Raw genomic sequence first — 26532 nt, 5'->3', positions numbered from 1 at the left:
ATCAAAGCTACGATAGAGAACGAACAGCTTGGCTAAATGCTCAAGGGTTCAAAGTACTGCGTTTTTGGAACAATGATGTACTACTACAACAAACAGCGTCGGTTATTGAGGCCATCTTGTGCACATTAACCGATTCTTGACATCCCCTCTCCCCAACCCTCTTTCCGCGAAGAACAGTATCTTACTACTCAAATTCCTTGCGCGGGAGAGGGAGCAGAGCGAAGCAAGATTAAGTGATGTGCCTCGATGAATGCTGAAGAGCCTACAAAAAAAAATTTAGGGACATTACCTATTGCAGGAGAGCAAAATTTTTACCGGACAGTAGTGTGCCTACGCAGGGATGACAGCCTTTTAAACATTACCGTAAACTATAGAATAGGTTTCCTGTTTAAATTTTGTGAAGAACTCTCAGACTTTATGCGCGGAATCCAGCGCTCTACCTTACCTAATCACCTGCGTTGACCTGCTCCGCGAGCTAACAATGGAGTACAAGGGGGCTATTACAGATTTGTTGCGCAAATAATGGATTATAAGATAAAAATAGACTCTTTACGTTAAAAATTAATCCTTTATATCCTATGCATGAACTATAAATAATCTTCGTGCTTAATATTTGGTTAATGTGTTTTGTGTAAAATGTAGCCCAAAGTATGTAATAGGTTAAATTAAACGATGTTGGCAAGAACGATTAGGCATGCACGAAGTAGAGTTACTCCCCCTAGAACTATCTCTCTAGGCGGTAATACACACGTTGTTCGTTATTATTCCCAATACAATTGGAAACAGTACAATGACGGATCTTGTGATATTGCGTCAGTTCTTGAGTCAGGGAAAGATTCATATCCAGAAGTGTTTAGAGATCCTTCTGTTGAATTTACTGCATTAAAAAATTCGGTACAAAAAACAGATGAACTAGCAATGAAACAAAAAGGTTTTGGTCGTTATAAAGGTCACAATGGTCAATCTATTGGTGATTTAATACTGTTTGAAACGCCACGCCGTTCTTTACAAATAACTGGAGCTTTAATTCCTTTATTGTTAAAAACTCCTGCTCAAAATAATGATTTTGGAGTTTTTGTCCGTAATTTTCACGCACAACATATTTTACCAGTGATTCCACAAATAAGTATGGTGTCTCAACGACAGAAATATTTGAGCTGGGTATATGATGCGCTTCAGGATCCGAGTAAACAGGAGCATCTTCATGTTCATACGCATTTTACTCAATTTAAAGCAGAACTTTTAAAACGGAAAGAAAAAGGAGTAATTGATGGATCCGATTCTATGCTAAGTGAGTTAGCTATGATTCACTTAGCAGATGAATTTCTAAAAGGTGACGTAGATGCGCGAATATATACTCTTTCAGAGCGCGTCATCGAAACCCTTATTAAGCAAGCTAAATATGAGTCTTTACCTTTAGTTTCAGCAATGAAGGCGAGCACATTTATTGGTGTTCCAGAACAAGCACCTAAAAGTTATCCTGACCGTTTCACGGTTTTGATGGCCGGAGGACCTGGTAGTGGTAAATCCATTACAACAGAGAGTTTTGCTTTGCAATTACAACAGCAAACAGGATATTCATTGGATGAGCTGGCTCTTCTTACCGTTGATAGAAAACGAACGATTTATTATGATGACGAATGTGTGAAGGGAGCTCATAAAAAACATATTGGCGCATTGACGCATGACGAGGCAGTCGTAACGTACAATATGAGCGGTGAGTTCTTAACACGCCGTATGGATAAACATAAAAAAGTGCCTAATGTATTCAAAGAGATGTGCAACATATGGCCTAAATGGCTTGATATCGGCTTAAAAAAGGATGGCACTTATTTAATCTCTGTTTCGACAAGAAAACCTGAGAATGCTGTTGATGGTGTGATTCACAGGGGGATTTCAAATAATGATTTTATTACACCTCCTGAGTACGTATTGAATTCTTACCGTAGTGTTAGTGAACGTTTTCCATCAGTCATTCAAGAAAACCAATCTAAAAAAGTAATTATTAGTGTGGTAAACAATGAGTTGGCGATTCAGAAAAAATTCAGTAAAGGAAAAGGGCAAGAATTAGAGCAGCCAGAAGATAATAAGCCTGCAGTAGTCGTAGATTGTGAGACTAATACAATCTATGTTATCAATCTTTTGCAATATGTCGATTTCATTAATCAAAGCCAACTCAATAGCAAAGCTACGTCTGTAGATGAACTGTATAAAGGTGCAGATATTTCAATTGCGACGAGTATGGAGCGAGTCATTGATCCGAGTAAATTTGGATCGGCTAAAATTGCATTTGTTCGACAAGGTATTACTTCAACTTCAATTAATAACCTTGAGAAAAATGTCGTAGCTACTGTTCAGGATGGTGCGCTTGATGTTCACGACGAAGCAGATTTTGAGAAGCTAAAATCCGATGCTCCCGAGCATTTTGAAGCATTGGATAGTTTAACCGCTCAACATTTAGTGCTGGCAGCTACAAAATAATATGAAAAGGGATTCCAGTAAGGAATCCTATCTCTACTCTGTATCAAAATTATTTAAATCTCGGAGCAGGTCCTTGGGCATCTGTTGATGAGGTATTTTCAAGTTCTTTCACAATCGTTTTAACGGATTTATTTAATTCTGATTCAGTCTTATTTTTTCTGACTATTGACCAATTTATATCTTTGAAAAAACGGGTAGGGGGAGTGTGCTTAATCGTTTTAGGGAGAGAGGAAGTAGCATATTTTCTAAATAACATCATTTATAAAATCCTTTTTCAATAAAATATAGCTTTAGTTATGATAAGTTTTTATAAAAAATATGCAAGTTTTATTTTTTGTTGATAAATTTACGTGTAGTTTATTGTTTTTTCTTTGGATTTAATTGGTCTTTATCTGGCAATGGATTCTCGTCTAATTGCTGGGCAATTGTTCGGATATTTTTATTCAATGAATTTATTTGTTTTTTGTCTGTAGTTACAGTCCAGTCAATCGACTTTCCAAATTTTTTTGGCACTTTTTTAGTCATTGAGTCTCTCCAAAATAACAGAATTATTTTTGTATAAAAAATGATTTATTTGTATATATTAGCAAAATATTTCGTGCAGATCAGCTAAAAACAAGAGAGTTACTCGTGTCCTGTTTTCGTAGAATATCGATAGACCGCGGGTTTGATGCATTCGTGCTTGAGTTTTTGGGGTGAGAAGTATGGTTATTCGTAGGATTTAGGCTTTTTCCTTAGTACCTTTATTTCGCTTTGTCTGGATTTTTCTTCTAAAATTTTCTGTTTAGCTCGTCTTGAGCGTCTTTTCTTTTGGCGTTTTAATTTTTCAATTTTTTGCTGTTCTTTTGTTTTTTCCTCACTCACGATTGAATTCAATTTTTCACAAAGCCGTATTCTGGCAAAATATCGATTGTCTTCACGGCTTCTAGACTCCTGACATTTTATTTCCAGACCAGAAGGTACATGTTTCAAATAAACCGTCGAGGCGGTTTTATGGAGCTTCTGACCTCCTTTACCGCTGCCCACGATAAATTTTTCGATGAGATCATCATCCCTAATATGAAGTTGAATCATTAACTCAGTTAATTTATCCCATTTTTCTTTATTAATCATCGTGCTTGGTTTTTATGTTCCTATGGATACAGTGTCATTATTCTCGGTTCAGTATTTTTTTCAACTTATTATTTTATCGTTACAGTAAAAAGTAAAATAATCCACTGTCGTAATACCATGATGTTAGAAAACTTTCTCAAACGTTTAATAAATGATAAAAATGATTTGCATGGGAATCTACGTTTGAGCTAGGGATGCTAATTTATAATGGTAAAGTATTAATTAAATTTAAAAATAAGAAGGGCGGTAAAAATCAAGGAACAGTAGACGGTTTTTATCGCGATTCGGATGGAGTGGAATATTTTGTAAAAAAACCTGGAGATCCCAAAGAATTGTTCACAGAACTATTTGCGGGTTTGTTGCTCCAGGAATTTATGCGGCGTCAATTGATTGATAAAATATATCATGCATCCTTCATTTGTGCGCAACTGATTCAATTTGAAGATGGTAGTTACGGGCTGATTCAGCCTAAAATTGAATTTAAAGAATTATATAAAATTATTGGCACAGCCTATCGCGATGGTTCTGATAGAGATCCTTTACTGGAAATGTTTTACGGTCCCCAATCCTACTTATTACTCACCCAATTAAAATCATACTTTGGTCTTGCGATTGCATTAATGTTTTCTTTACTCTTAGGTGATCACAGCGTGCACAGTGGGAATGTGGTTTGTTTGGATGTCCTGTCAGCAGTTGAAATGATGTTTATTCAATTTGCACGTATTGATTGGGGAGCAGCATTCCGTAATTTCGGCCATAAAAAGAATAATGAAAATCTTTTGAACCCATTAGAGTACCAAGGGTGGTTCAATCATAAAGGATACACGAAAGGGTATTTTCTCAATTACAGAAAAATAAAAGGGTTGTTTCCCGCCATTGCTGAACAGGCGAGTCTATTACAAAAAAAAGTAAATGAAACATTGTTTGTTGACATAATTAACTCTGTTTTAAGACAACTTCCACTAGATTTAGTTGATAACAAGACTAAGTTAGAATTGGCTAAATATTTAAGTATTAAGTCTTTTGAAAAAATCAATTTTGGTGAAGAAGACCAGCAATTTACACACGATTTGGCGCATATTTTATTCAATCGATTAGAAAAGATGACTGTTCTTCAGGATTTTCCGGTTACTGAAAATGAATCAGATTTACCCCAAATGATGTATGCAGAAAGCATGCCAACAGCGATTGGATTACCAGTGAATAGCGTTATTCCTTTTAGTCAGCAAATGAGCATTTGGTTGAATATACTTTCTTTATCCGATGAACGAAGTATTTTTGATTTTAACAGCATTGATCGCACTCAATTAGTCAAACAATATAATTTTTTTATGGAGGCTTTATTGCGTCAAGCAGAACACTTAGAGCAGTTCCTAAACCATGATGAGTGCGCTCATGTAGAGGATAGGACGCACCCTTTATCAATAAGTTATTCTTTCCGAAATCAGTTTACTTTAGACATGGATTTAAAACCGTGTTCTTCTTATACAGAGCCAGGTATTTCTTGTAAAAAGCCGCACTGGCAACTTGTTGAAACAGTATTAACTACGGGCTTTAATGCCATTATTACTATTAGAGTGCTGCAAAGTACCCAAACCACTACAATGCTCGGCAGAGGGTCTGCCATCCATTTTCTGTTTGATGCTTTAAAAACGTATCTACTTGATTTGAATGCAGTTTATATTATGTTTTTGAAAGAGATGCACGATATTCTTTTCTTAATGTCTGGAACACAACTTGCTCGAGTTTGTCTCAATGAAATGGAATTTATAAGTTCCAGTATGCTCATAGGAATCGTTTTGAAAAATCCTGAACTTTGGGAGCGTATGAATCGGTCTTTAACTGAAAAATACGAGGCACTCTACCAAGAGAAAATAGATGATTACATTGTTAAGTTACGAAAATATCATGAAAATTATACCTTATTTTTAACTTTGGCCAGTGAATCGTTATCGATATCTCAATTCGCTATAAAGGGAATTGTAGTGGAGAAATTAAATAGTCTTTTTGAGAATCTGCCAGAATTTTTACAGCAGGAGCTTGCACCGATCTTAAATCAAATCCAGGATGGCTTTAGAAGTTTGCAACGCCGGTATAGTCTTGAGTTAGAGGAACTGGAGCAATTAAACGAAAAGCCGCTCATTTTAGAAAAAAGTAACGATTCTTTAATGAAGATGGAGGCTGAGGTTGTGGACGGGATACTCTATGAAAAAATTTCAGCTGATAAAATCCTTTGGCAAGCAATAGTAGAATCCCAAAGTGACGAATTGCCTCTTGATGACCTGCTGGTCTTAAAAAATTTTTATGATAGGAAAAGGATGGAATGTACTGATGTCCAATCTACTGAGGCATTAAGCATTTTTTACACCCGTGCGGTAAAGATCTGTTTGTCCAATTGTTCTTTAACAGAGCAAGCACATATCATTCTCTATGATGCTCTAAAAACATTTGATACATCACAAAAATCGACTATTTTAAATGAAGCAATCCACCTGATTAATGTCCTATTTAATAAAGTAGATGTGGTGAAACCTCAAATGGTAAACAGGTCGCTTTTTTTTAGTGGACATAATGCAGAAACTTTATTGGTTAATAACAATGACAGCGACAATTGTTCTACATCATCGAGCCAATTATCACCACTCAGTAGTATTTGAATTGTGGGGGAAGCCATCAATCTTTAATGAGCGCGCGCTCAGTGTCAGTCAAAAAATTCTCATAAAAATCAACAGCTACCATAATTAATACTTTTTGACCTGATAATGACATAAAGTATTGCACATGCCATTTTGATCGTATAGATTACAAGTTAAGCGAAATAAAAACTAAGGGACTAATGTTATGTCAAAGTGTTTCGTTCCCACCATTCAAATGGATAGTTTATCCAATCAAAAAAACATTCTGTACTTGTGTAGAAGATTAAGAATCCATTAGCAATAAAGAACATAGTTTAGATTTAAATAGGCTTCTCTTTCATAAAACGATCAAACGCCAATGTAAATATATATAAGAACGTCAAGGAATATAAAACAAAAAAGGAGTCAATATGTTTGATGTAGATAATAGTGGTAGAGGCAATTGTATGTACTACGCTTATAGCATTTCTTTAATGTATTATTTACGGGCTAAAAATGCTCCTGATACTACAGAAAATATTTTTAACAAGTTAAAGCTTAAAGAAGATGATAAAGTTCTGTTGCGCGCATTGGTATCTAAGAACCCAAATTATCAATTTACATCTCGTGAAATAAAAACCATTATTGAACCCATTCTTGGAAAAGCCACTCGGGATTTGGCAGCTGAATATACACTTCGAGAGTTTAAATTGTCTCCTCATGATTCCCCATTATTTACTTCAGCAAAATATGGCTTGGAGTTTTGTTTCCGACAGGCACTGCGAGAGAATGGTTCAGAACTGCATGAGCTAATTGATCATGGGTTTACTAATCCAGATTATACCTCAGCTGAAATATATAAGATGAGTGGTACCGATCTTGCGATGACAGAGTATGCAATTGGAAGAGTGCCACATGTTATAGAGGAATTTATCCGCCTGTGGACCATCAAGCAAGAAGAACTCAAAAAAGAAGAGAAACAGTTTACTGAAAAAGAGATGAAAGTTTATAAAGAAAAGCTTTTTGATCATATTTTAAGAGATGAAACAGTTAATTTCTTTTTAGCAGATAGTGAAAAATATTTAAACCTGTACAAAGAGCATTTGCAAAAAGAATCTGTATGGGGCTCAGAAGAAACACTTCTCGTTTTACATCGTGCAATACAAGGTGAGCGTATGGTGCGAAACGAAAAGGGAACTATCGATACATTTTACGATACTGAGATCATGTTGCATATTCATAGAAATGGAAGCAGTCCTTTTCTTCAATCCCGAAGCCCGGATATGATTTTGAATAATCAAAGTGATATTCATTGGACTTCTACAATTCCTGATTCAATATTCACAACAAAATTAACAGGCAATGAGCAAAAGCTTTTCGAATTACTTGATGAGTTGCGCATGATGCATTCTAAGATTTCATTCGAAAAGGATAAGATGGCACCTGATTTGCTATCCATTTTGATAAAACAAATGGATTTAATTTATGCTAAGCCAAGTTATGCAATGAAAGAAAAAGCGATTGAGTCTGTCTTTCTGCTTACTGGTCAGTTAATAATGAAATTAGGGTCTGATTCTTCTTGGAGACTGCTACTAGGTAATTTTCTCTCTGCGTTGATCGAGTGTACCCCCAAATTTTTAGCAGACAAACCAATGAACATAGAAAGCAAAGAATTACCCTCTAAGGATTCATCTGATAAAGAACTCATCTCGAAACAAGCTCAAATGAGCTCTCTAAGTCAATTTTCTCATCATACTTTGTTTAAAAAATCGGAAGAGTCTCTGCAAAAAACATATCCTCAAGCAATTGCTCGTTATATTTCCGAAGGGAAACAGAGTGGCCCAAAAGTAGCTCAAGCGATAAGACAAATGTATCAAGAAGGACTTGAAGGTAATAAAATATACACTCCAGAGAAATGTAGAGAAATCGCTTTGCAGTATCTTAGTTATGTAAAATATAAGAAGCGCCATTTTATTGTGACTGATGTACATAACTTTGTAAAAGAAATGGACGAAATTATAAAACAACAAAGTGATGCCTTTAACAGGGATTTGGAACATCGGGATGTCAAAAATCACGTTAGAGATGCGTCCATGTCATTGATGTAATGACTTGGAGCACGACAGAATGGAGTTATTATAAAAAAAAGCGGATGTTGTCATTCCTGCGAAAGCAGGGAATCCATCTATGATCGAGCTTTGCTAACATCAAAATGGATCCCCTGCGCGGGGATGACAGCTGCTTGACGGCTGGGTAATTTACCCAACCTTGTGAATCATTTTAATTAGTGATTTAAATAATCAATTTCATCTTCGTCTGAATCTTCTGGATCTGCTAAAAACTTATCTTCATAATCAATCACAAAACCGGCAAAAATCCGAACGATGCGGTCATCAATTTTTTCAGGATAGTGCACAGAAACATTCCAGCTTTTGTCGCCAAAGTTTCGATTGAATTCGGCAATTGGGTGGGGATTGTTAGTTGATGATAAAATGACAAATCGGTCAAAGCTTGGATTTGCATAAGCAAAGCCAATTTCAGTCGCTTTTCCTGTTTCATCATAGTCATAAATAGTAAATTTTGCAGATTCAAGAGTTGCTAAATTCCCATCAATAAAGCCAATTTGCACGCCACGAGTATCATAAATATCAATCTCTTTTGCCCAAGGATATAAAGAGCCTAAGGAAATAACTCGTGTAATCCCTGTTGCTTGCCATCCATCTTTATTGGATAAATCATAATTTGTTCGGATACGAAATGCGCTCTTTTTTACTGATCCAGGATAGGTTTCTTTTTGGAGTGATTTAATCTGATAAATTTCAGAAAATTTATAAACATCTTTTGTAACTACAAAATCATAAGGGTGGTCTTCGTGAACACCGTAACTATTAGCTAGAGTTGCATAGGATATTGTAAATAGGATAGACAAAAACGATATCAATAATTTACGCATTTATAGAACCCCTTAAATAATATTTGAAATACCAATTTGAAAACCATGAAAAATAGAAAAAATGTAAATAATTCAATATTTCTCACAGACCTCCTGAGAGGTGGAATGTATAGTAAATCAAATTGATCATGGAATAAATTGTTTCTAGTAGTTCAATGATTTTTTAAGAGGAGCCCCGCTAGTTTCGATTAAAAAATGATCTAATTGTTAAATTTAAGTCTATAGTTAGAACACCATTATTTAAAAAGGAATTTACTATGGACTTAATTCTATTAATTATCTTAATTCTTCTTTTGCTCGCAGTGCTACCCACTTGGCCTTATAGTAGCGGATGGGGATATTATCCTAGTGGCGGTGTTGGCTTAATTCTTGTAATTTTGATTCTTGTATTGTTGTTACGTGGTGGAGGTCCTTAAATAAAGGGGATTAAGCTACAAAGCGCTCTCAAGCCTTATTGGCTTGAGAGATGAAACACGTTTTACTTCAGAACTCCTGAATAGGCAGCCTGCTTATCCTCATAATCAGTTTCCTCGTTCCCAGAGAGTTCCTCTTCTTCTGTAATTGGAAATAAAAAAGTAGATGTGTTTGTGCTGCCGGACTCAAAAATGCTGAATCGGGCTAGATTTGAGTCATTGGGTTTTTCTCCATGATGACCTCTTACTGTCCTTATTCCATCTCCTGAAAGAGTGATAAGATTGATTTCTTCCTGTATTTTTTGACATCCACGATTCATCATTGAAATTTGCGGCATTAATTCAGAAATCCTGAGGTTGAGTTCATTCATCTCTGCTTTTAATTGCTTCAACTGTTTACTTAATTCTTTCTTTGCTTTTCTTTTAAGGGAATGATTGTGTCGTTGTTTTTCTATAGCCTCAATCTGGGCATTGAGTGCTGCTGTTTGCAGCATCAAACTGTTCATGGGAACCGTTACCGCGTCTCTGGAGGCTTCTTTCATATGCTCTAATTGGTCACGTATAGAATGTCTCGTGCGTGCTAAATGCTCCAATTTATCCGTATGACGTTCTTTAAAATCACAGTTCCATTTTTCATCCGTAATGTAATTTTCTAACACTGGAGTTAACTGACTTATAAATCCACTTAGTCCCAAGAAGTCTGTTTCAAGGAAGAGACCTAAAACTTCGGTCAACCGGGGAGCCATAATAATAGCGAGATTAGTGTATGTCATGAGATTAGCATCTTGGAGCATACCCGCTTGATGCATTAAATAGCAGTAATGATCAAGAATTTCTCCCACACGTTGATGAGCTATTTTTTTCGAAAGTAATAGATCACGAATAAACTCATCGAATAATTGAGCTGCTTTTATAAAATTTTCTTCCTTTTGATCCTTCAATAAAAATTTTAATTTTTTAGTGAAGATAACACGGTGGCTATCTGCAGAATCTAATATTTGACTGTCTTTAAAAACAGCAGGTATCATTCCTAAAATGTTATGAAATCGCTCACTATCTACTTTATTTTGTTCCATCACATAATGGCTTAGAATGACCACATCAAATTGTTCACTGATAAGCTTGTCAAGTAATCTTTGAGTCTCTTCTTTTGCTCCAGCGACTCGAAAAACCCCTGGAGTATTTAATAATTCTGGATTTTGGGATACTAGCTGAACAATGGAGCGAAATACATTCACTATTACATGGGTATTGTAGGGACCAGGCATTTAAATTCTCCGAATAGAAATGAATGATTAATATAGGGTCTGTCTCCATTTCTACTATCTTGGCCAAACCGCCCTGATTTTCTGCGTTCCGATGCTCACATACTTTGTGTATGCCGCGCTTCGGAACGCAGAAAATCAGACCGTTTTGGCTCAAGCTAGCGAAATGGAAAACAGACACTAAGGTTTTTGTTTCTATATTTTCAAAAAAATGAAACTCTAAAACAGATTAAAATTGCCTAGAACAATATGAGTAAATTTTCTTATCCAATAAATGTATTAAGTAAGAGTAAAATCGGTCATTAAAACAGGCTTAGCAATAGCTGATGTTTCTCCGCTTAGACATTAACAACCATATTAAATCCTCCATAAATCAAACGCTTGCCATCAAAAGGCATGGGATTAATATCGGGTTCTAATCGGGGATCTTCCATGACTTTTTTCATCCCTTCATCACGAACTTGTTTGGACGGCCAAAGAATCCATGAAAAAACGACTATCTCATCTTCTTTGCACTTGACTGCCATTGGGAAAGAGGTAATTTTGCCTTCTGGAACATCATCCCCCCAACATTCAACCAGTTGTAAGGCACCATGCTCTTTAAATACTGCCCCAGCTTTTGTTGCATGTTCAATATATTGTGCTTTATTTGCTTTCGGCACTGCAGCAACAAATCCATCCACATAACTCATAAAAAACTCCTTTTAATTTAGGAAATACAACAGGTTAGGGTCTGTTTATATTTTGCTAGCTTGAGTAGAAATGTAAACTGACCCATATTAATATGGCACATTAGTTCCATTATTCCAAATTCATCGTGATGCCGATGAACTGTAAAAAAACCTACCAAAATCATAGAACAATCTATAATTAATATAAGAAAGAGGAAAAACAATTAGAGGTTTAAGAAAAGAGGAATAACGCTATGTTTAAACGAATTGTTTTATTTCTTGTTACAAACTTGGCTATTATCATAGTCATTTCTTTGATACTAAGTATATTCAACGTTAGTCCATACTTGACGCAATATGGTTTAAATTATCAAGCCTTATTAATTTTTGCCGCAATTATTGGCTTCACAGGTGCATTTATTTCACTTTTTATTTCTAAATGGATGGCAATTCATGCTTTTAATGTTCAACTCATTGAGAAACCAACAACTGAATCAGAATTGTGGTTAATGAATGAGGTACGATCTTTAGCCCAAAAAAGAAATATTGGAATGCCCGATGTTGGAATCTACGATAGTCCAGAGCCCAATGCTTTTGCTACCGGATGGAATAAAAACAAAGCTCTTGTTGCCGTTTCAACTGGATTGCTCAATGCAATGAATGAAGAAGAAATACAAGGTGTTTTAGGACATGAGATTTCTCATGTTGCTAATGGCGATATGGTAACCCTTACTTTAATTCAAGGTGTAGTAAATACTTTTGTCATCTTTTTTGCTCGTATTGCTGCGTTTTTTGTGATGCAGTTTTTCAGAAGAGATAATGATGAAGGGGTACAAGGTGGTTTCGTTTATTATGGTGTTGCCCTTATATTTGAATTGCTGTTTGGAATTCTCGCCTCCATGATTGTGATGTGGTTTTCGCGTTATCGCGAATTTCGAGCAGATAGAGGTTCTGCACAATACGTCGGTAAAGAAAAAATGATAAAAGCCTTACAACGTTTACAGCAGCTCATGGATAAGACACCAGTAGATGATCGTGCACCTGCATTTAAAGCCATGAAAATCTCAAGTCGTGATGGCTGGCTTGCTCTTTTTTCGAGCCATCCTCCGCTTGAAAAACGAATAGAAGCATTGCAAAAATAATGATAATTTTGACTTGGGGTCAAGATTTATAGCCATTTTTTCTTTTTGAAATAACTGAATGGCAGTAATGCGGAAATAAACATCATGAGTATTGCAAGAGGATAACCTATATACCAGCTTATCTCAGGCATATAAGTAAAATTCATTCCATAAATGCTTGCGATAAGCGTTGGCGGTAGGAAAATAACTGCTGCAACTGAGAAAATTTTAATTGTATTATTTTGCTCTATGTTAATCATCCCTAGAGTGGCATCCAATAAAAAACTAAATTTAGTAGAGAGAAAGCTTGCATGTTCTCGAAGAGCATTGATGTCTTTTTGGATTATAATGAGATAAGTCATTAGTTCTTTAGGAATATCTGAGTTATTTACTTGCTCCAAGTAAGATATTAAACGAGTGAACGATATTAAACTTTCACTGGCTTTGGTACCAAGATCACCATTTGCACCTATGTATTGCAATATATGTTTGTAGTTGGTTTCAGCGGTTTTGTGGTTATCTTTTGAATGAAAAATAATTTTTGATATTTCATCAAACTTTCCACTTATTTTTTCTAAAATATCCGCAAGCCTATCTACGGCTGCGTCTAACAAACCGATTAATAGAGCTTTTGCATTGTATTCTTTTGCCTTAGAGCGCAATAATTTTTTAGTAAATAATTTAAATGGATGAAGCTCGATGTAACGTAAGGTAATTAAGCATTTTTCAGTAACTATAAAAGCTACTACATCCGTTTTTGCTTCAGGTAAATCGGATAGGGCAACCATTGTTGCGGTCATATATAAGGCATTATTTTCAACATACAACCGACTGGATGGCTCGATTTCTTCAACCTCTTCTTTGGTAGGAATTTCAATTTTTAATTCGGTTTCTACTGTTTGTTCTTCTTCTTTTGTTGGATCGAGTAAATCAATCCATAGCGCTTCTTGAAGTAGATGCTTATTCTCATCATTAAGCTCTTTAGATTCTATGCGCGAGTCAGTTTGGTAATAAATGACTACCATGTGAATTTTTCCTTTTAGGTTTATAGGGATGCTATAGTAGTTTCCTTATATTATCCTGTTTTATAAGAGATATGTAGGGATGTATTTATAAGATTGTTGAGCCCAATAGATCCTGACTGCTAAGCAGGTGTATCTTCTACACATCGCTGAAAAAAAAGGCCAGCTCTACTTCGACGTCCCGCGGCTTGTCCTTGAGAGATCCTCACAAAATTTAAACACGAAAACACATATTCTACGTCTTATGTTATACCTAAAAAGACTGTCATCCCTGCGTAGGCAGGGATCCATTTACAATGTACGCGGGAAAAGCAAATTAAAAAAGTGAAAAGACAATGGAAAATTAATTTTAATTGAGTGAAACCATCCTCAGTGGCTTAATTTGAGCGATGAACTATTTTGATGAATGGATCCCTGCCTACGCAGGGATGACAGCCAACAATTGACATGCTACCTGGTTAAATTTTGTGAGGATCTCTCAGGGCTTGTCCGTGGGGCCTAGGCAGAGAGGTGATCAAGAAACAGCTGCTAAATAGCCAAACTATAGATAAAGAGCAGTAAAAGTCATTCCAACCCCATTAACAATGAAGGTATTGATACGGTGCAGAAGGAGGGGGTGTTCGAATTAGTTCTCTTTCTATCTCTTCAATGCAGCAATGAATACTTTCACGTTGGAAATGGGTGTTGAGGTAGGTAGAAAGATTGGGCCAACGTTTAGAATCTAAAGGATATCCTGAGAAGTGCATGTTCATGAATATGCTTACAACTGCGACATCAGCAATGGAAAATTGTTCCTTCACAAAAAACAATTTGCCTGCTAATTGTGTTTCCAAATACTGTGCAACTGGCGGAAGATTTTGAGTAATGGCGCGATCAATCGCCATGAAATCGGGTTCACGTTGATAATAGAGCGGCACAAGAATGGTTTGATAATAACAAGGGGCAATTGCCTGAAATAAAACAGTATCTGCATATTCTTCAAACCATAGGGCCCTAGCATAATCTTCAGGGTTCTGCGGATAAAAGCTGGGGGTGGGGTATTTTTTGTCAATATACGCACAAATTGCAGAGGAATCAGCAAGTGTAAAAGAGGCGTCTCTTAATGCAGGAATTTTGTTAAGTGGACTTGCTTGTTGGAAGTCTTCATTGACATATTGATAAAGATTAATTGGATCGACCCAAAAAGGGACACTTTTTTCATGCAATAAAATTCGTGGTTTTCTGACAAATACTGATGCGGGTGCTCCGTATAATGTAATCATTCGGTGTCCTTAATGTATTTCGTAAAATGAGTCCTGGCTGCATGTAGCTATGCTTGTTGCAGCTCAGGGAGTACTTGTCGGTAAAAATAGATTATAAATTTAAAAATAACAGCAATGCTTTTTGCACATGCATCCTATTTTCACTTTGCGTAAAGATAATGGAGGAAGGGCTGTCCGGTAAAGTCTCAGATACTTCTTTTCCGCGTTCCATGGGCATGCAATGCATAAATACTGCTTCAGGCTTCGCATAAGACATCAAGGTTTCATTTACCTGGAATCCTTGAAAGGCTTGCTCATTATCCTGAACTTCAAAGCCCATACTGGTCCAAACGTCAGTATAGACTGCATCCGCATTTTTAACCGCTTCTTCAGGTTTAGAAAAATGATAAATCATATCTTTTTTAATACCTTGTGCTTGTTTGATAATCGAGCCATTAGGCTGACGGGATTGGGGGCAGCAGTAATTAATCGTTATGCCTAATTGAGGGGCAAGCAGCATCAAACTATGAAGAATATTATTTCCATCACCAATATAAGCGACAGTAAGCCCGTCCAGTGAGTCGAATTGCTCCCATAGACTGAGTAAATCGGCAAGAATTTGGCATGGATGATGTAACGCTGAAAGACCATTAATTACGGGTACTTTTGCATAAGCTGCCATTTCCAGTAACGTCTCATCAGCATGGGTTCGCAGCATAATAAAATCAGCATAACCGTTTAAAACTCGAGCCATATCTGCCGGAGTTTCCTGTTTTCGCGTGTTACCCACGCTTTCGATAGCTATTCCACCCATACTTTGAATGGCCATAGCAAAACTTAAGCGGGTTCGAAAAGAAGGCTTTTCAAAAATCATGGCAAGACTTTTACTGAGTAGAGATTGACTGTAAAAGGAAGGTGTTTGTTTCAGCACTTTAGCTTTTTCCAAAACATGCTTCAATTCCTCAGTACTTAATTCGGTTCCTGTAAGGAAATGCTTTATTTTTTTCGTAGATGATGTATTGATTGTTTCTGAAGATTTAGTGGCCAGCGTTTCAGCGTGATGGGTCCCTGTTTCAAGATCAAATATGGCTTGTTGTAGATTAATCACAAACGTATTGGTTGTTACTTCACTAATAGGTTCGGAATGATCACTTTGAATTAAAGTATTTTTAACTGGGGAATGGGACATATTTAGCCTCCTTGGTAAAACAGTAAATAAATAGCACCTCTTTGATACTTTGTATGTAACCAAGGTAGGACTATTCTTTCGCAAATAAGGAGAGGTTTTTGAGTTAATTTATTCATAATGAATCCTTTAACCACTTATGTTCTAGTTTTTGTATTTCTCCATTTGCCCTAAGTTTTTGTAACGCCTTATTAATCTGTATTGTTAACGGAGATCCTTTTTTGACCGCTAATGCGTATCCATGATCTGCTTTAGCAATTACAGAATAAGAGAGTCTTGCATTTTTTTTACTAAAGATCTTACCTTGGGCTCCATCCATTAAAACGACATCAACATGGCCTGCAATTAAAGCTTCAACAGCCTGATTGTTATTATCCAGTGCAGTAATTTCGATCTGCGGATAATTTTCTCTCAACCAAATCTCCATAATACTTCCAAGCTGTACTGCTACTTTTTTTCCTTTAAGTTGGCTGGGTGTTGTAATGGGCTGCTCAGAGTGATACACCGAGGCCATGCCTTCAAAATAATAGGGTTCAGAGAAATCAAAATTGACTTTTCGAGCATCAGTAACCGAGATTGTCGCTATAGCAATGTCATCTTGTCCGGAGCTTATTGCAGGAAGAACAGTACTGAATTGCATATTGTCAAAAACAGCTTTTTTTCCAAGTTCCTTAGCAATTAGTTTTGCCAAATCAATATCAAAACCTTTTATCTCTCCATGATCGCTGTATTCAAAAGGTGGATACTCTGCTGCGGTAGCGAAATGCAGAAAATCCGCATCATCTTTTTTTTCGCATGAATATATAAAGAAAGTTGCTACCAGTATTATAAGTTTTAAAAAATGATTCATTTGAATCTGTATTCATAAATTATCCATTTGTTGAATATAAATGATTTGCTTGTATCGTGTCAATAAAAATGTATGCAATTTCGATTTATTGAATGTGTTCAATGTAAGTGATGGGAAGTGATGATAAACCACGTAAAGATTTCTGAACCCTGGAAAAGATATGCGTAGGAAGGATTTTTATTAATACTCAATCAAAATCCAATTGTCTCCATGCTTCATATAAAATAACAGCAACCGCATTCGAAAGATTTAGGCTTCGATTATTCTCACGCATTGGAATATAGAGCGAGGTGTATTCTTGTATCAATTCGTTAGGTAACCCGTTGGATTCTGGTCCAAACAAAAACATATCTTCTGCAGCATATTGAACTGTTGAGTAACATTTCTTAGCCCTAGCGCTGCATGCATAAATCCTTTTTTGATGATGTTGCTGGATGAATGTTTCCCAATTTTCATATTGGGCGATGGAAGCCCATTCGTGATAATCTAAACCCGCACGTCTTAATGCTTTTTCGTGTAATGAAAAACCAAGGGGGTGGATTAAATGCAGTTTTGCTCCAGTATTGGCGCATAATCGAATGATATTTCCCGTATTTGGAGGGATTTCAGGTTGGTAAAGTGCAATATGAAACATAAGTTGTATGAATAATAAAATGGTTATGGTTTTACTTTCATTCTTGAAATACTTCAGAACATTCTTTAATTATATCTCTAATCATCAGGTTTAAACAAAGCTTCAGGAGGTATATTGGTTTACTTTATTTTGAGTTATACCCATAATTAATCGAACTATGGCTCAATGTTCTGAACATTTAGATGTAAGTCTGCCTTTTTCTTTTTGTCTGTCTCGACGATGTATTTTGGCTCATGGTTTGTAATTCCCTATATGTATCGAGTTCAGTTCATTCACATGCGGTTGGGAAGGTAAAAACTGAATGCCCCAAAGTGCAATCGTAGCATTTGCGTCGATTAAAAACCGTCCATCAGCGAGCAGGAGCGGTTTATTATTTACGAAAATGAGGTAGTTATCAGTAAACCAGTTAAAGATAGTAAAATCGCGCAATAACGTAGGGGAGTTTTTAACATAATCGGGTAATTCTTGTGAAGAAAAATGAGGAAAACTTCTTATAAACTGACTGCTTGATTTTTTAAAAAGCGGAGCTGAAGCATCAATGACATACACGCGATTATTTGCTAATGCAATTCCCCTCCAGAGTGTTGAACTTAGGAATTTAGGAAACACACCTACTTTTTTTGCGTTTAACTGGAGTTTGGCAAGTTCATCATGAAAGGCTGCCATTGCCCGATAATGTTGAGCTATATTAAATAGCATAAATGAACCTGCGAGTATTAAACCAATGATCACCGGCTGTCTTTTATCAAAGACAAGAGTAGAGACTAGCCCTAAGCATAAAGGTACTGTGAAAAAAGGATCAATAATAGAAATAATATCCCAGCTTACTCTGGCATCTGAAAACGGCCAAAATAAAACTGTTCCATAAGTAGTACAGGCATCAAGTAGCCCATGTGTTGCATAGCCGATCAACGCTGCGAAGAAAGTAAATTGCCAATTGGTTCGAAAGCGTTTAAAAATGAGTAAGGCTAAAGTAACGATTAAAGCACCTATTGGAATAAAAAGTAGAGAGTGGGTGAAGTGGCGGTGGTAGAGAAAAAAGAGCATCGGGTTGTCTGATGCCCGAATGAATATATCCAAATCAGGCGCCATTGCTGCTAAGCCGCCTACAAGCCACGCATTCTGCTTATCGTGTTTGTATAAAATTGCCTGAGAGCAAGCAGCCCCTAAGACTGCATGGGTAACCGGATCCATTTTTTTATCCTCGGAAGGTACGTTCTAAGTATTTTTAATCCGTTTCCAGTCAGTTGTAGTGGGTATGGAGTACATTGTGACAAGAACCCATCTACAACTATAAAACGATGATATTGTATTTTAAATAAATTATCTTGGGGAATATAGGACTATTTTTACAAATCAATCATGAGCGATAATTTGCTGTAGTTTTCAATTCGTGTAAAAAGACCTTACATTTCTTAACTGAAATTATTTTATAAAGCGTGCAGATGGCACGATACTTTTAATCCATTGCTTTGCCGGGCTTACGCGAGCAAACCAAGAAAAATCACCGTAAGCTGCATTGTTATTGCCATTCGAATTCACTCCAGCAATGGCCCAGCCGTTTTTTGTTTGGATCCATGCAGGGCCGCCACTATCTCCTGAACCCAGAATACCGCATAAGGGAGATACTGGTTTGGTCGCGTCATTATCATTAAATGGATTAGGTAGTTTCCCATTTTCTTTGGGTAACCATATCCCAAGATAATTACCTGCATCCTTTTTTGAAGGAACGGGTTCAACAGCTTCTACAACCGATTCGATTAAACCTTCAGCGGCAGCTGGATTATCCCCTGTTTCAATTGAGGTATCTTGTCCTTTTGTGCCGGTACCACGCCAGCCATAGCCGATAAAAGTGAGTATTTTTCCTTTTTCAGACGTACCGTCATAAAGGGAAGGCAGGGTTCCGGCATCAGAAACTTCTTCTTTTAGGCGTACAATAGCGAAATCATAACCTGTACGATCATCTAGGTTTCCATTCCAAAGCGGGTGTAGAAAAACTGCCTCACCCTCATACTCGGTGTCATCCAGGCTCAAATAAGAATAGCTATTGGCCTTCATATCGGAGGAAAACAGATGAGCAGCTGTTAGAATATAACCATGTCCTGCATAATTACCTATCCAAGCACCAGAGCCAGATCCTGAATCAGCCTCAAGATAGATTAAGGATGAAAACTGAGGTTCCAATGCTAATGATTCCGCTTTTTTAAAGCCAAACTGTTTGAAGGTGCTATCAAGGATAATGACGGCACTGCCTGACGTTGGTAATATTAAGGTAAATGCACTAATTATAAGTGCAACACCGATATGTGTGCAAACCTTCAGATTAAGCTCCTGGAATCATTATCTCATTTCATTATAGTTTAATAAGCGTAGATACTGTCGCTAAAAAACACGCCAAACTTTGTTTAAAGAACTGTTTATTTTTAAGTTAAAAAGACTGCCTATGCAGGGATGACAGTCTTTTAGGGATCACTGTAAACTTTAGAATAAGTATTTTTCTGTTCTCTTAATCTTTTTGCCTGCTTAACTACTGGTCAACTAAGCCTAATGCCTTTTCTATGGTGGGACGAACCGACAATAAACTATACTGTCCTTTCTCCTTATCTTGGGCGACTGGAACCAATTCTCCGTTCATCACAAAGGCCCATATTTTCCTGGATTCTGGGTACTTAGGCCCATGATTTACCCAATTATTGCCATCACCGCGACCGTGATCTGTAGTTACTATGACCAGGGTTTGTTTGCCTATTCCCTGAGTGTGTAAATAGCTTAAAATTTCATCTAACATTTCATCGTAATAGGATAAGGCCTGATGATATCCTTTTAGATCATTTGCATGTGCCGCCTCATCGGAGTTATCTAATGATATCCATAGGAATAGAGGTTTATAGGTAATAAAATAATGCCATGCTTGTGCAAAAGTGTATGAATCATCACGATCCTTGCCTTCAGGATGGTCATTAAGTTGTTTTTGATTCAATTCTTTCATCACATCATCAGGTTTTAAATTATCAGGATCGTAGACAAATTCATTTCCGTTATTACTGAACGTTGTCCCCGCAACGTGCTCCACAGCATAGCCAATTTCAGGCCAAGAGGAAAAAATTGCCACTTTCTTTTTAGGTACATGCAATTGGTGAATAATTTTCTCTGGCAATGTTTCAACTTTAATCCTGCCGCACTCATTTCCTGCACACGGTTGTACTGCCCCTGCCATTTGGCTTTGATAAGAAGGAAGACTGATTGGCACTGAAGCGGTATACATAGGAGTATTGCTTGCAGGATCTCCGTAAAAAATAAATTTGCTGGCGTGCTTTTGCCAAAATTTTGGAAAATGTTCGTGAGTTTGATAAACATCTTGCCAACGAACACCATCCAAAGTGATATAAATTACCTGATTTATTTTCCCTGAGATAGGAGGTACTTGTACGATAGCAAGTACCTTAGTGCAATACAAGAATTCTAAAATTGCTACAACCAATAGTCGAATGAACATAAAAAACTCCAAAAAATTTCAAAAAGAGAATCCTTTTTGATAGTAAGGAAAAGCAAGCTACGAATTGCGTTTTCCGTCCTCTTCGGCCGATTGATATATGGTGAGAGGGTCCTAAACTACGCTTCAGGATTGATGTTTTGTCTGGCTCTTCTCCCATCCCAAGTACCTTTGAGATTAAACTCTTTGGCTTACTTTTTAAAGATACAGCACTGTTTGGTTTTTGAGTATCCTCTTGTTTCCTCGCTCCGTATCCTAAGATAAGAAAAAATGTCAGGCTCCATAACGTCTGACTGGTCTTTTACCTGTGCTAGTTTTCTTTGATTTTCTAGCAATTTTCGTCTAAAATTAACAAAGTAAGTACAAATTGGGCGTTTATTTGCCATGCAAGAGATTTACTTGAGATGCATGAAGGAGACAAGGATATGTCTACAAATGCGCACCCACAGCCACCTCCTCCACCGCAAAAAATGGTGGCATGGTATGATCCTGTTCAGCTCTGTAAAACTGCAATCGATGTTTTTATTTCATTAGTATTTGGTAGGCATGCGGATTACCGTTTAATTGAAGCCCTTTCAACATCCAATAGTCAGAACTTCTATGATTACACACAGATTGAAGCTCAAAAAGAATTTTGGATAGATTATGTTGCCGATTTAGGTGATGGGTGGAATTCAACATACACAGTTGCCTATTATATTTCTCAACCTTCTTTAACAGTGCACGATGAAGACGGGAGTAATTATGTAACAGAGCGCGGTTCCGTTTTAATTTTTGGAGGAGATTCGGTATATCCGGTAGCTGGTCGTAGCCAGTATAAAAACCGTCTGGTTACTCCTTATACTACGGCACTTCGTGAAACAACAGAACCACATCCAGATCTCTATGTCATACCTGGTAATCATGATTGGTATGACAGTCTTGTTAATTTTACCCGTTTATTTTGTGCAAAGCGCTGGTTTGCAGGTTGGCGTACTCAGCAGGATCGAAGTTATTTTGCTATAAAATTACCTTACCATTGGTGGATCATTGGTGCTGATATTCAGCTGAGTTCAGAAATCGATGATATGCAAATAAAATATTTAAAATGGGTTGCATCACAAATGAATGAACAGGACAAAGTGATCATTTGTGCTGCTGAACCTGAGTGGATTTATGCAAAATCCTATGGTGATCTTGATCCGGAATACAATCAAAATAATCTCGCTTTTCTAGAGACGGTTTTATTCAAAAATAAAGTTCAAATGTTTCTTACCGGTGATTTGCATCATTACCGCCGACATGAAAATCCTGATAAGGTTCAAAAAATTATTGCAGGCGGCGGAGGGGCATTTCTTCATCCACCCATGGCCAAGATGTATCTGTTTTACCAGGGAATTTTAACCTGAAAAAAAGTTTTCCAGAGCCAGCCATATCAAGAAAATTATGTTGGCGAAACTTAGCTTTTCTTTTCTTAAATCCTTATTTTGGAATCATCACCGGTTTATTTTATGTGCTAACCAATTGGTCGGTAAAAACTGACTTAAGTCCTTATGGCCTAAGTGATTTTGGAACGGTGATGAGTAAGGTAATCAATGAGGCTTTAAAAACACCTATGGGGCTATTTTGGATTGTTGCTGTTATCTTGGGATTCATAGTTTTTACTGACACGCACTCACGTTACTACCGTATTATTGCAGGTACACTCCATAGCATATCTCATTTATTTGCTGCATTTCTTTTAGGCTGGGCAGCAATTGTGTTTTGTGCCTATCTCGGGCTTCCATATGATTCGACGCTTCAATTGCTCTTAACAGGGGTACTCATTTTTATAGGGGGGTGGATCATTGGGTCCTGCATCATGGGCATTTATTTGTCTCTATCACTTAATGGATTTGGTCGTCATAGTAACGAGGCTTTTTCTTCTCTTGCCATTCAAGACTGGAAGAATTTTCTTAGAATAAAAATTGAACCTACGGGCGAGGTGACTATTTATCCAATTGGTGTGCGAAAAGTACCTCGTAAATGGAAAGCGAAAGAATCAAATACTGCAGGGCCTGATTTGATACCTGATGATTCCAAGGCAACTGCTCCGGAGCTTATCGAAAAACCCATAAAATTAAGTGGAATAAGCAGGAGGATCTCGTGATGTCAAGGCTTTCTTCTGCTCATTATACATTGCAAAGCCATTACCCTATTGTGGTGATTGGATCAGGATATGGGGGCTCCATTATTGCTTCACGACTTGCTCGCGCGGGACAATGTGTATGCCTTTTAGAAAAAGGTAAAGAATTTCAGGTGGGGGAATACCCAAATAATGAGTTAGACATCCTGAAAAATCTCCAAATCAGTGGCTTGCCAGATTGCTGTGGGTCACCTACAGGTCTCTATCACATCTATTTTGATAAAGAAATCAGTGCATTTGTAGGTTGTGGTTTAGGCGGTACCTCTCTTGTTAATGCAAATGTTTCTTTGCGCGCGGAAAAACGCGTGTTTGAGGATCCTTGTTGGCCGAAAGCATTACAAGATGATGTACCTACTCTTCTCCAAGACGGATATAAGTACGCTGAAGAAATGCTCAAACCAATGCCTTATCCAGAGACATTTCCGTCACTCTCTAAAATGAAAGCTCTGGAGAAATCTGCGTCTACTCTGAAAGAGGCGTTTTATCGACCCCCCATAAATGTTACCTTCCAGGAGGGAATCAATCATGTTGGGGTTATACAACATGCCTGCACGTTATGTGGTGATTGTGTATCGGGATGCAATTATGCTGCAAAAAATACGCTAATCATGAATTATTTGCCTGATGCTAAAAACCATGGCGCATTTATCTTTACGCAAATCGCAGTGCATTACATAGAACGCATAGCGGAACGATGGGTTATTTATTATCACGATCTGGTGGAAGAGGATGGTTTACATAAACACCATTTTATCACTGCTGATCTTGTTATCTTGGCAGGGGGGGCATTGGGTTCAACCGAGCTCTTGTTGCGATCAAAAACAAAGGGATTACAACTTTCTGAACGAGTTGGGGAATATTTTACTGGCAATGGCGATGTTCTTGCTTTCAGTTACAACAATAAAGAACCTATCCATGGTATTGGTTTTGGAGCAGATTCACCCGAAGAGCGAATACCGGTTGGTCCCTGTATTACGGGCATTATTGATATGCGTCATCGCTCTCAGTTGAATGAAGGACTCGTGATTGAAGAGGGGGCTATACCAGGAGGCTTGGCTACTTTTTTACCTCAAGTTATGGCACTTTCTGCGCAATTACAAGCAGGTAAACTAAATCAAGGCGCGTATTCTAATGCAATGGATCATACGCAAATATTTTTAGTGATGTCTCATGACAATAGAGATGGAAAGTTGCTTTTAGATAAAGATCAATTATGTATTTTCTGGCCAAAAGTAGGGGAGCAAGCGATTTTTTCTCATGTGAATAAAATCCTGGAAAATGCGAGTCAGTCTTTGGGAGGGACGTTTATCGCAAATCCTGTATGGAGTGCAACAACGGAACATACGCTTATTACCGTGCATCCGCTTGGCGGCTGTGTGATGAGCGATGATGCCACAAAAGGGGTGGTAAATCATAAAGGACAGGTATTTTGCAACACAGTAGGAGATGCTGTTTACGACAGTTTATATGTATGTGATGGATCCATTATACCCCGATCGCTTGGCGTAAATCCTTTATTAACTATCTCAGCGTTAGCAGAGCGTGTTGCTTTTCTGTTAGCTAAAGATCGATTTTGGATGATTGATTATGCACTGCATTCTCCGACACAAAAACCGATTCCAACTGATATTGACGAAGTCGGTTTGTTATTTACTGAAACGATGCGTGGTCGATTATCAACGACGGTCTTAGATGATTATTATAACGCTTATGTGGATGAGCGTTCTTTACCTATTGAATTTACAGTCACCATTGTTACTGAGAGTTTGGATAAGATGCTGGCTGACTCACAACATCGAGCAAAAATCATTGGGGAGGTGTCAATTCCAGCATTTTCTAAGGAGCCTCTAGTGGTAGAACAAGGAGAATTTCAGCTTTTTGTTGATTCGCAAAGCGATGTGGCTACTAAAAAAATGATTTATCAGCTTAAACTTAACTCTGTAGAGGGAAATCACTATGAATTAGATGGATTTAAACTGATTCATAATGGTCCTGGATTTGATATTTGGCAAGACACTACGACGCTGAATGTTACGTTATATGAGCTGAATAAGGGAAAGCATGTTTGCGGTAAAGGTATTTTAAAGATTTTACCTGCAGATTTTTTAAAGCAATTAACAACAATTCGCATTTTAAATACGCGTGATCCTGTCGCAGTGCTTACAGGAAAAGCACGATTTGGCCATTTTTTTGCGGGAGCACTTTACCCGATTTATGGTGGAGTTTTAGCAAAAACATCGTTTTTTGATCCGAACGTGCCTCCTCGACAAAAAAGAATATTGAGTGTGGATAAGCCGGAACTCCACTTTGTACTAACTACAGATAAACAACACCTTCTCCTGACCCGCTATCAGGGTGGGGATAAGGGACCTGTCATTTTATTACATGGACTTGGCGTATCAAGCCTAATTTTTTCAATCGATACAATTGAAACAAATCTTTTGGAGTATCTTTTTGCTGCGGGTTATGACGTATGGTTACTTGATTATCGTGCGAGCATTGCTTTGCCAACAAGACACCTTTCTTTTAGCGCTGATGATATTGCACTTTATGATTATCCGGCTGCAGTCACCAAAGTTCTTGAGGTCACCAAAGCAAAAAAGGTACAAATGGTAGCGCATTGTTTTGGGGCTACTACATTATGTATGGCTATGTTAGCAGGGTTACAAGGAGTTCGTTCAATTCTCTTCTCGCAAATTGCAACTCATATCGTTGCGCCTCAATCTGCGAAAATAAAGGCGGGTATCTATTTACCTTCCGTTTTAAAAGAATTGGGTATTTCTTCTTTAACTGCTTACGCTGATACCCATGAGAACTGGCAGCAACACCTTGCTGATAGTGCGCTTAAATGGGTTAATCCATTTTTGAAAGAGCAGTGCCAAAGTGCCGTTTGCAGGCGAATCTCATTTTTATATGGACCCTTGTATGAACATGCGCAATTGAATCAAATGACTCACGATACTCTTCATGAAATGTTTGGGTTTGCTAACATTAAGTCCTTTGAACATTTGGCTTTAATGATTCGCAAAGGACATATTGTGAATGAAGAGGGTAAGGAGAGTTACCTCCCTTATCTAGAACGTCTGGCGCTCCCTATTACGTTTATCCATGGAGAGAAAAATCGTTGTTTTCTTCCAGAAAGTACCGCACTAACTTATCAGCTACTTCAAGAAAAAAATGGTACTGATTTTTATGAGCGACATCTAATACCAGACTATGGTCATATAGACTGTATTTTTGGGAAAAATGCAGTGAAAGATGTCTATCCTTATATTCTTAATCATTTGGAGGCCCATGCGAACGTGTAGTT

At 37.4% G+C, this 26532-nt stretch carries 23 protein-coding genes; 9 read left to right on the top strand and 14 right to left on the bottom strand.

Annotated elements, in window-relative coordinates; genetic code table 11:
* Both Lani_RS21040 and Lani_RS14640 read left to right on the top strand, forming a co-directional pair.
* Positions 1 to 140, top strand: a 140-nt coding sequence (locus Lani_RS21040) for a DUF559 domain-containing protein (RefSeq protein ID WP_156415168.1), incomplete at its 5' end; no start/stop codon positions are given.
* A gap of 532 nt (positions 141 to 672) precedes the next feature.
* Positions 673 to 2481 (top strand): hypothetical protein, encoded by a 1809-nt coding sequence (locus Lani_RS14640; RefSeq protein ID WP_019235575.1) that lies wholly within the window; start codon positions 673 to 675, stop codon positions 2479 to 2481.
* Positions 2482 to 2530: 49 nt separating this feature from the next.
* On the opposite strand, the gene Lani_RS14635 is transcribed toward Lani_RS14640, so the two are convergent.
* The 3 genes from Lani_RS14635 to Lani_RS14630 form a co-directional block, all read right to left on the bottom strand.
* Positions 2531 to 2740: a hypothetical protein gene (locus Lani_RS14635; RefSeq protein WP_019235574.1), complete on the bottom strand. Its 210-nt coding sequence runs from the start codon at positions 2738 to 2740 to the stop codon at positions 2531 to 2533.
* 98 nt (positions 2741 to 2838) lie between these two features.
* Positions 2839 to 3006, bottom strand: a complete 168-nt coding sequence (locus tag Lani_RS20505) for a hypothetical protein (RefSeq protein ID WP_019235573.1) — start codon at positions 3004 to 3006, stop codon at positions 2839 to 2841.
* A 183-nt stretch (positions 3007 to 3189) separates the two neighbouring features.
* The gene (locus Lani_RS14630) at positions 3190 to 3594 is read right to left on the bottom strand and encodes a peptide chain release factor family protein (protein ID WP_019235572.1); all 405 of its coding nucleotides are present in this window, start codon (positions 3592 to 3594) and stop codon (positions 3190 to 3192) included.
* A gap of 194 nt (positions 3595 to 3788) precedes the next feature.
* On the opposite strand from Lani_RS14630, the gene Lani_RS14625 reads away from it, so the two are divergent.
* Both Lani_RS14625 and Lani_RS14620 read left to right on the top strand, forming a co-directional pair.
* Entirely contained in the window at positions 3789 to 6251 is a 2463-nt protein-coding gene (locus Lani_RS14625) for a LepB GTPase-activating domain-containing protein (protein ID WP_019235571.1), read from the top strand.
* 389 nt (positions 6252 to 6640) lie between these two features.
* Positions 6641 to 8317 carry a hypothetical protein gene (locus Lani_RS14620; RefSeq protein WP_019235569.1) on the top strand — a complete coding sequence of 559 codons (1677 nt, stop codon included), beginning with the start codon at positions 6641 to 6643 and terminating at the stop codon, positions 8315 to 8317.
* Between the two features lie 176 nt (positions 8318 to 8493).
* Here the strand turns inward: Lani_RS14620 and Lani_RS14615 are convergent, their stop codons facing one another.
* Positions 8494 to 9162: a hypothetical protein gene (locus Lani_RS14615; protein ID WP_019235568.1), complete on the bottom strand. Its 669-nt coding sequence runs from the start codon at positions 9160 to 9162 to the stop codon at positions 8494 to 8496.
* A gap of 257 nt (positions 9163 to 9419) precedes the next feature.
* On the opposite strand from Lani_RS14615, the gene Lani_RS19840 reads away from it, so the two are divergent.
* Positions 9420 to 9578 carry a DUF3309 family protein gene (locus tag Lani_RS19840; RefSeq protein WP_019235567.1) on the top strand — a complete coding sequence of 53 codons (159 nt, stop codon included), beginning with the start codon at positions 9420 to 9422 and terminating at the stop codon, positions 9576 to 9578.
* Between the two features lie 62 nt (positions 9579 to 9640).
* On the opposite strand, the gene Lani_RS14610 is transcribed toward Lani_RS19840, so the two are convergent.
* Together Lani_RS14610 and Lani_RS14605 are read right to left on the bottom strand one after the other, a co-directional pair.
* Positions 9641 to 10843 carry a RhoGAP domain-containing protein gene (locus Lani_RS14610; RefSeq protein ID WP_019235566.1) on the bottom strand — a complete coding sequence of 401 codons (1203 nt, stop codon included), beginning with the start codon at positions 10841 to 10843 and terminating at the stop codon, positions 9641 to 9643.
* Between the two features lie 335 nt (positions 10844 to 11178).
* Positions 11179 to 11532 (bottom strand): DUF1428 domain-containing protein, encoded by a 354-nt coding sequence (locus Lani_RS14605; protein WP_019235565.1) that lies wholly within the window; start codon positions 11530 to 11532, stop codon positions 11179 to 11181.
* 233 nt (positions 11533 to 11765) lie between these two features.
* Here Lani_RS14605 and htpX point away from each other — a divergent pair, with 233 nt between their 5' ends.
* On the top strand, positions 11766 to 12653 hold the full coding sequence (gene htpX / locus Lani_RS14600) for a protease HtpX (protein WP_019235564.1): 888 nt from the start codon (positions 11766 to 11768) through the stop codon (positions 12651 to 12653).
* A 26-nt stretch (positions 12654 to 12679) separates the two neighbouring features.
* Here htpX and corA read toward each other — a convergent pair whose 3' ends face one another.
* The 8 genes from corA to Lani_RS14560 all read right to left on the bottom strand — a co-directional run bounded on the left by corA (position 12680) and on the right by Lani_RS14560 (position 21061).
* Positions 12680 to 13657, bottom strand: a complete 978-nt coding sequence (corA, locus tag Lani_RS14595) for a magnesium/cobalt transporter CorA (RefSeq protein WP_019235563.1) — start codon at positions 13655 to 13657, stop codon at positions 12680 to 12682.
* A gap of 575 nt (positions 13658 to 14232) precedes the next feature.
* Positions 14233 to 14916, bottom strand: coding sequence for a glutathione S-transferase family protein (locus Lani_RS14590; protein ID WP_019235562.1), 684 nt, complete (start codon positions 14914 to 14916; stop codon positions 14233 to 14235).
* A gap of 91 nt (positions 14917 to 15007) precedes the next feature.
* Positions 15008 to 16084 (bottom strand): ornithine carbamoyltransferase, encoded by a 1077-nt coding sequence (argF, locus tag Lani_RS14585; RefSeq protein ID WP_019235561.1) that lies wholly within the window; start codon positions 16082 to 16084, stop codon positions 15008 to 15010.
* Between the two features lie 112 nt (positions 16085 to 16196).
* On the bottom strand, positions 16197 to 16931 hold the full coding sequence (locus Lani_RS14580) for a substrate-binding periplasmic protein (protein WP_019235559.1): 735 nt from the start codon (positions 16929 to 16931) through the stop codon (positions 16197 to 16199).
* Positions 16932 to 17118: 187 nt separating this feature from the next.
* On the bottom strand, positions 17119 to 17565 hold the full coding sequence (locus Lani_RS14575; protein WP_019235558.1) for a tRNA (cytidine(34)-2'-O)-methyltransferase: 447 nt from the start codon (positions 17563 to 17565) through the stop codon (positions 17119 to 17121).
* 231 nt (positions 17566 to 17796) lie between these two features.
* A complete protein-coding gene (locus Lani_RS14570) occupies positions 17797 to 18759 on the bottom strand; it encodes a metal-dependent hydrolase (protein WP_019235557.1) in 963 nt (320 codons plus the stop codon).
* Between the two features lie 231 nt (positions 18760 to 18990).
* On the bottom strand, positions 18991 to 19749 hold the full coding sequence (locus Lani_RS14565) for a trypsin-like serine protease (RefSeq protein WP_019235556.1): 759 nt from the start codon (positions 19747 to 19749) through the stop codon (positions 18991 to 18993).
* 343 nt (positions 19750 to 20092) lie between these two features.
* A complete protein-coding gene (locus Lani_RS14560) occupies positions 20093 to 21061 on the bottom strand; it encodes an alkaline phosphatase family protein (RefSeq protein ID WP_019235555.1) in 969 nt (322 codons plus the stop codon).
* Between the two features lie 422 nt (positions 21062 to 21483).
* Between Lani_RS14560 and Lani_RS19835 the strand changes: the two genes are divergently transcribed.
* From Lani_RS19835 to Lani_RS14545, 3 genes are all read left to right on the top strand, one after another.
* Positions 21484 to 22446 (top strand): metallophosphoesterase, encoded by a 963-nt coding sequence (locus tag Lani_RS19835; protein ID WP_051045741.1) that lies wholly within the window; start codon positions 21484 to 21486, stop codon positions 22444 to 22446.
* 170 nt (positions 22447 to 22616) lie between these two features.
* Positions 22617 to 23186 (top strand): hypothetical protein, encoded by a 570-nt coding sequence (locus Lani_RS19830; RefSeq protein WP_051045740.1) that lies wholly within the window; start codon positions 22617 to 22619, stop codon positions 23184 to 23186.
* Positions 23186 to 26530 (top strand): alpha/beta fold hydrolase, encoded by a 3345-nt coding sequence (locus Lani_RS14545; RefSeq protein WP_019235554.1) that lies wholly within the window; start codon positions 23186 to 23188, stop codon positions 26528 to 26530. The genes Lani_RS19830 and Lani_RS14545 overlap by 1 nt, the downstream gene beginning before the upstream one ends.
* Positions 26531 to 26532 lie beyond the last annotated feature (2 nt).

This window comes from Legionella anisa (genome assembly GCF_001467525.1).
Taxonomy (GTDB): Bacteria; Pseudomonadota; Gammaproteobacteria; order Legionellales; family Legionellaceae; genus Legionella; species Legionella anisa.
The sequence above is the reverse complement of the archived record's forward strand: the minus strand, read 5'-3'. Positions and strand labels throughout refer to the sequence as shown.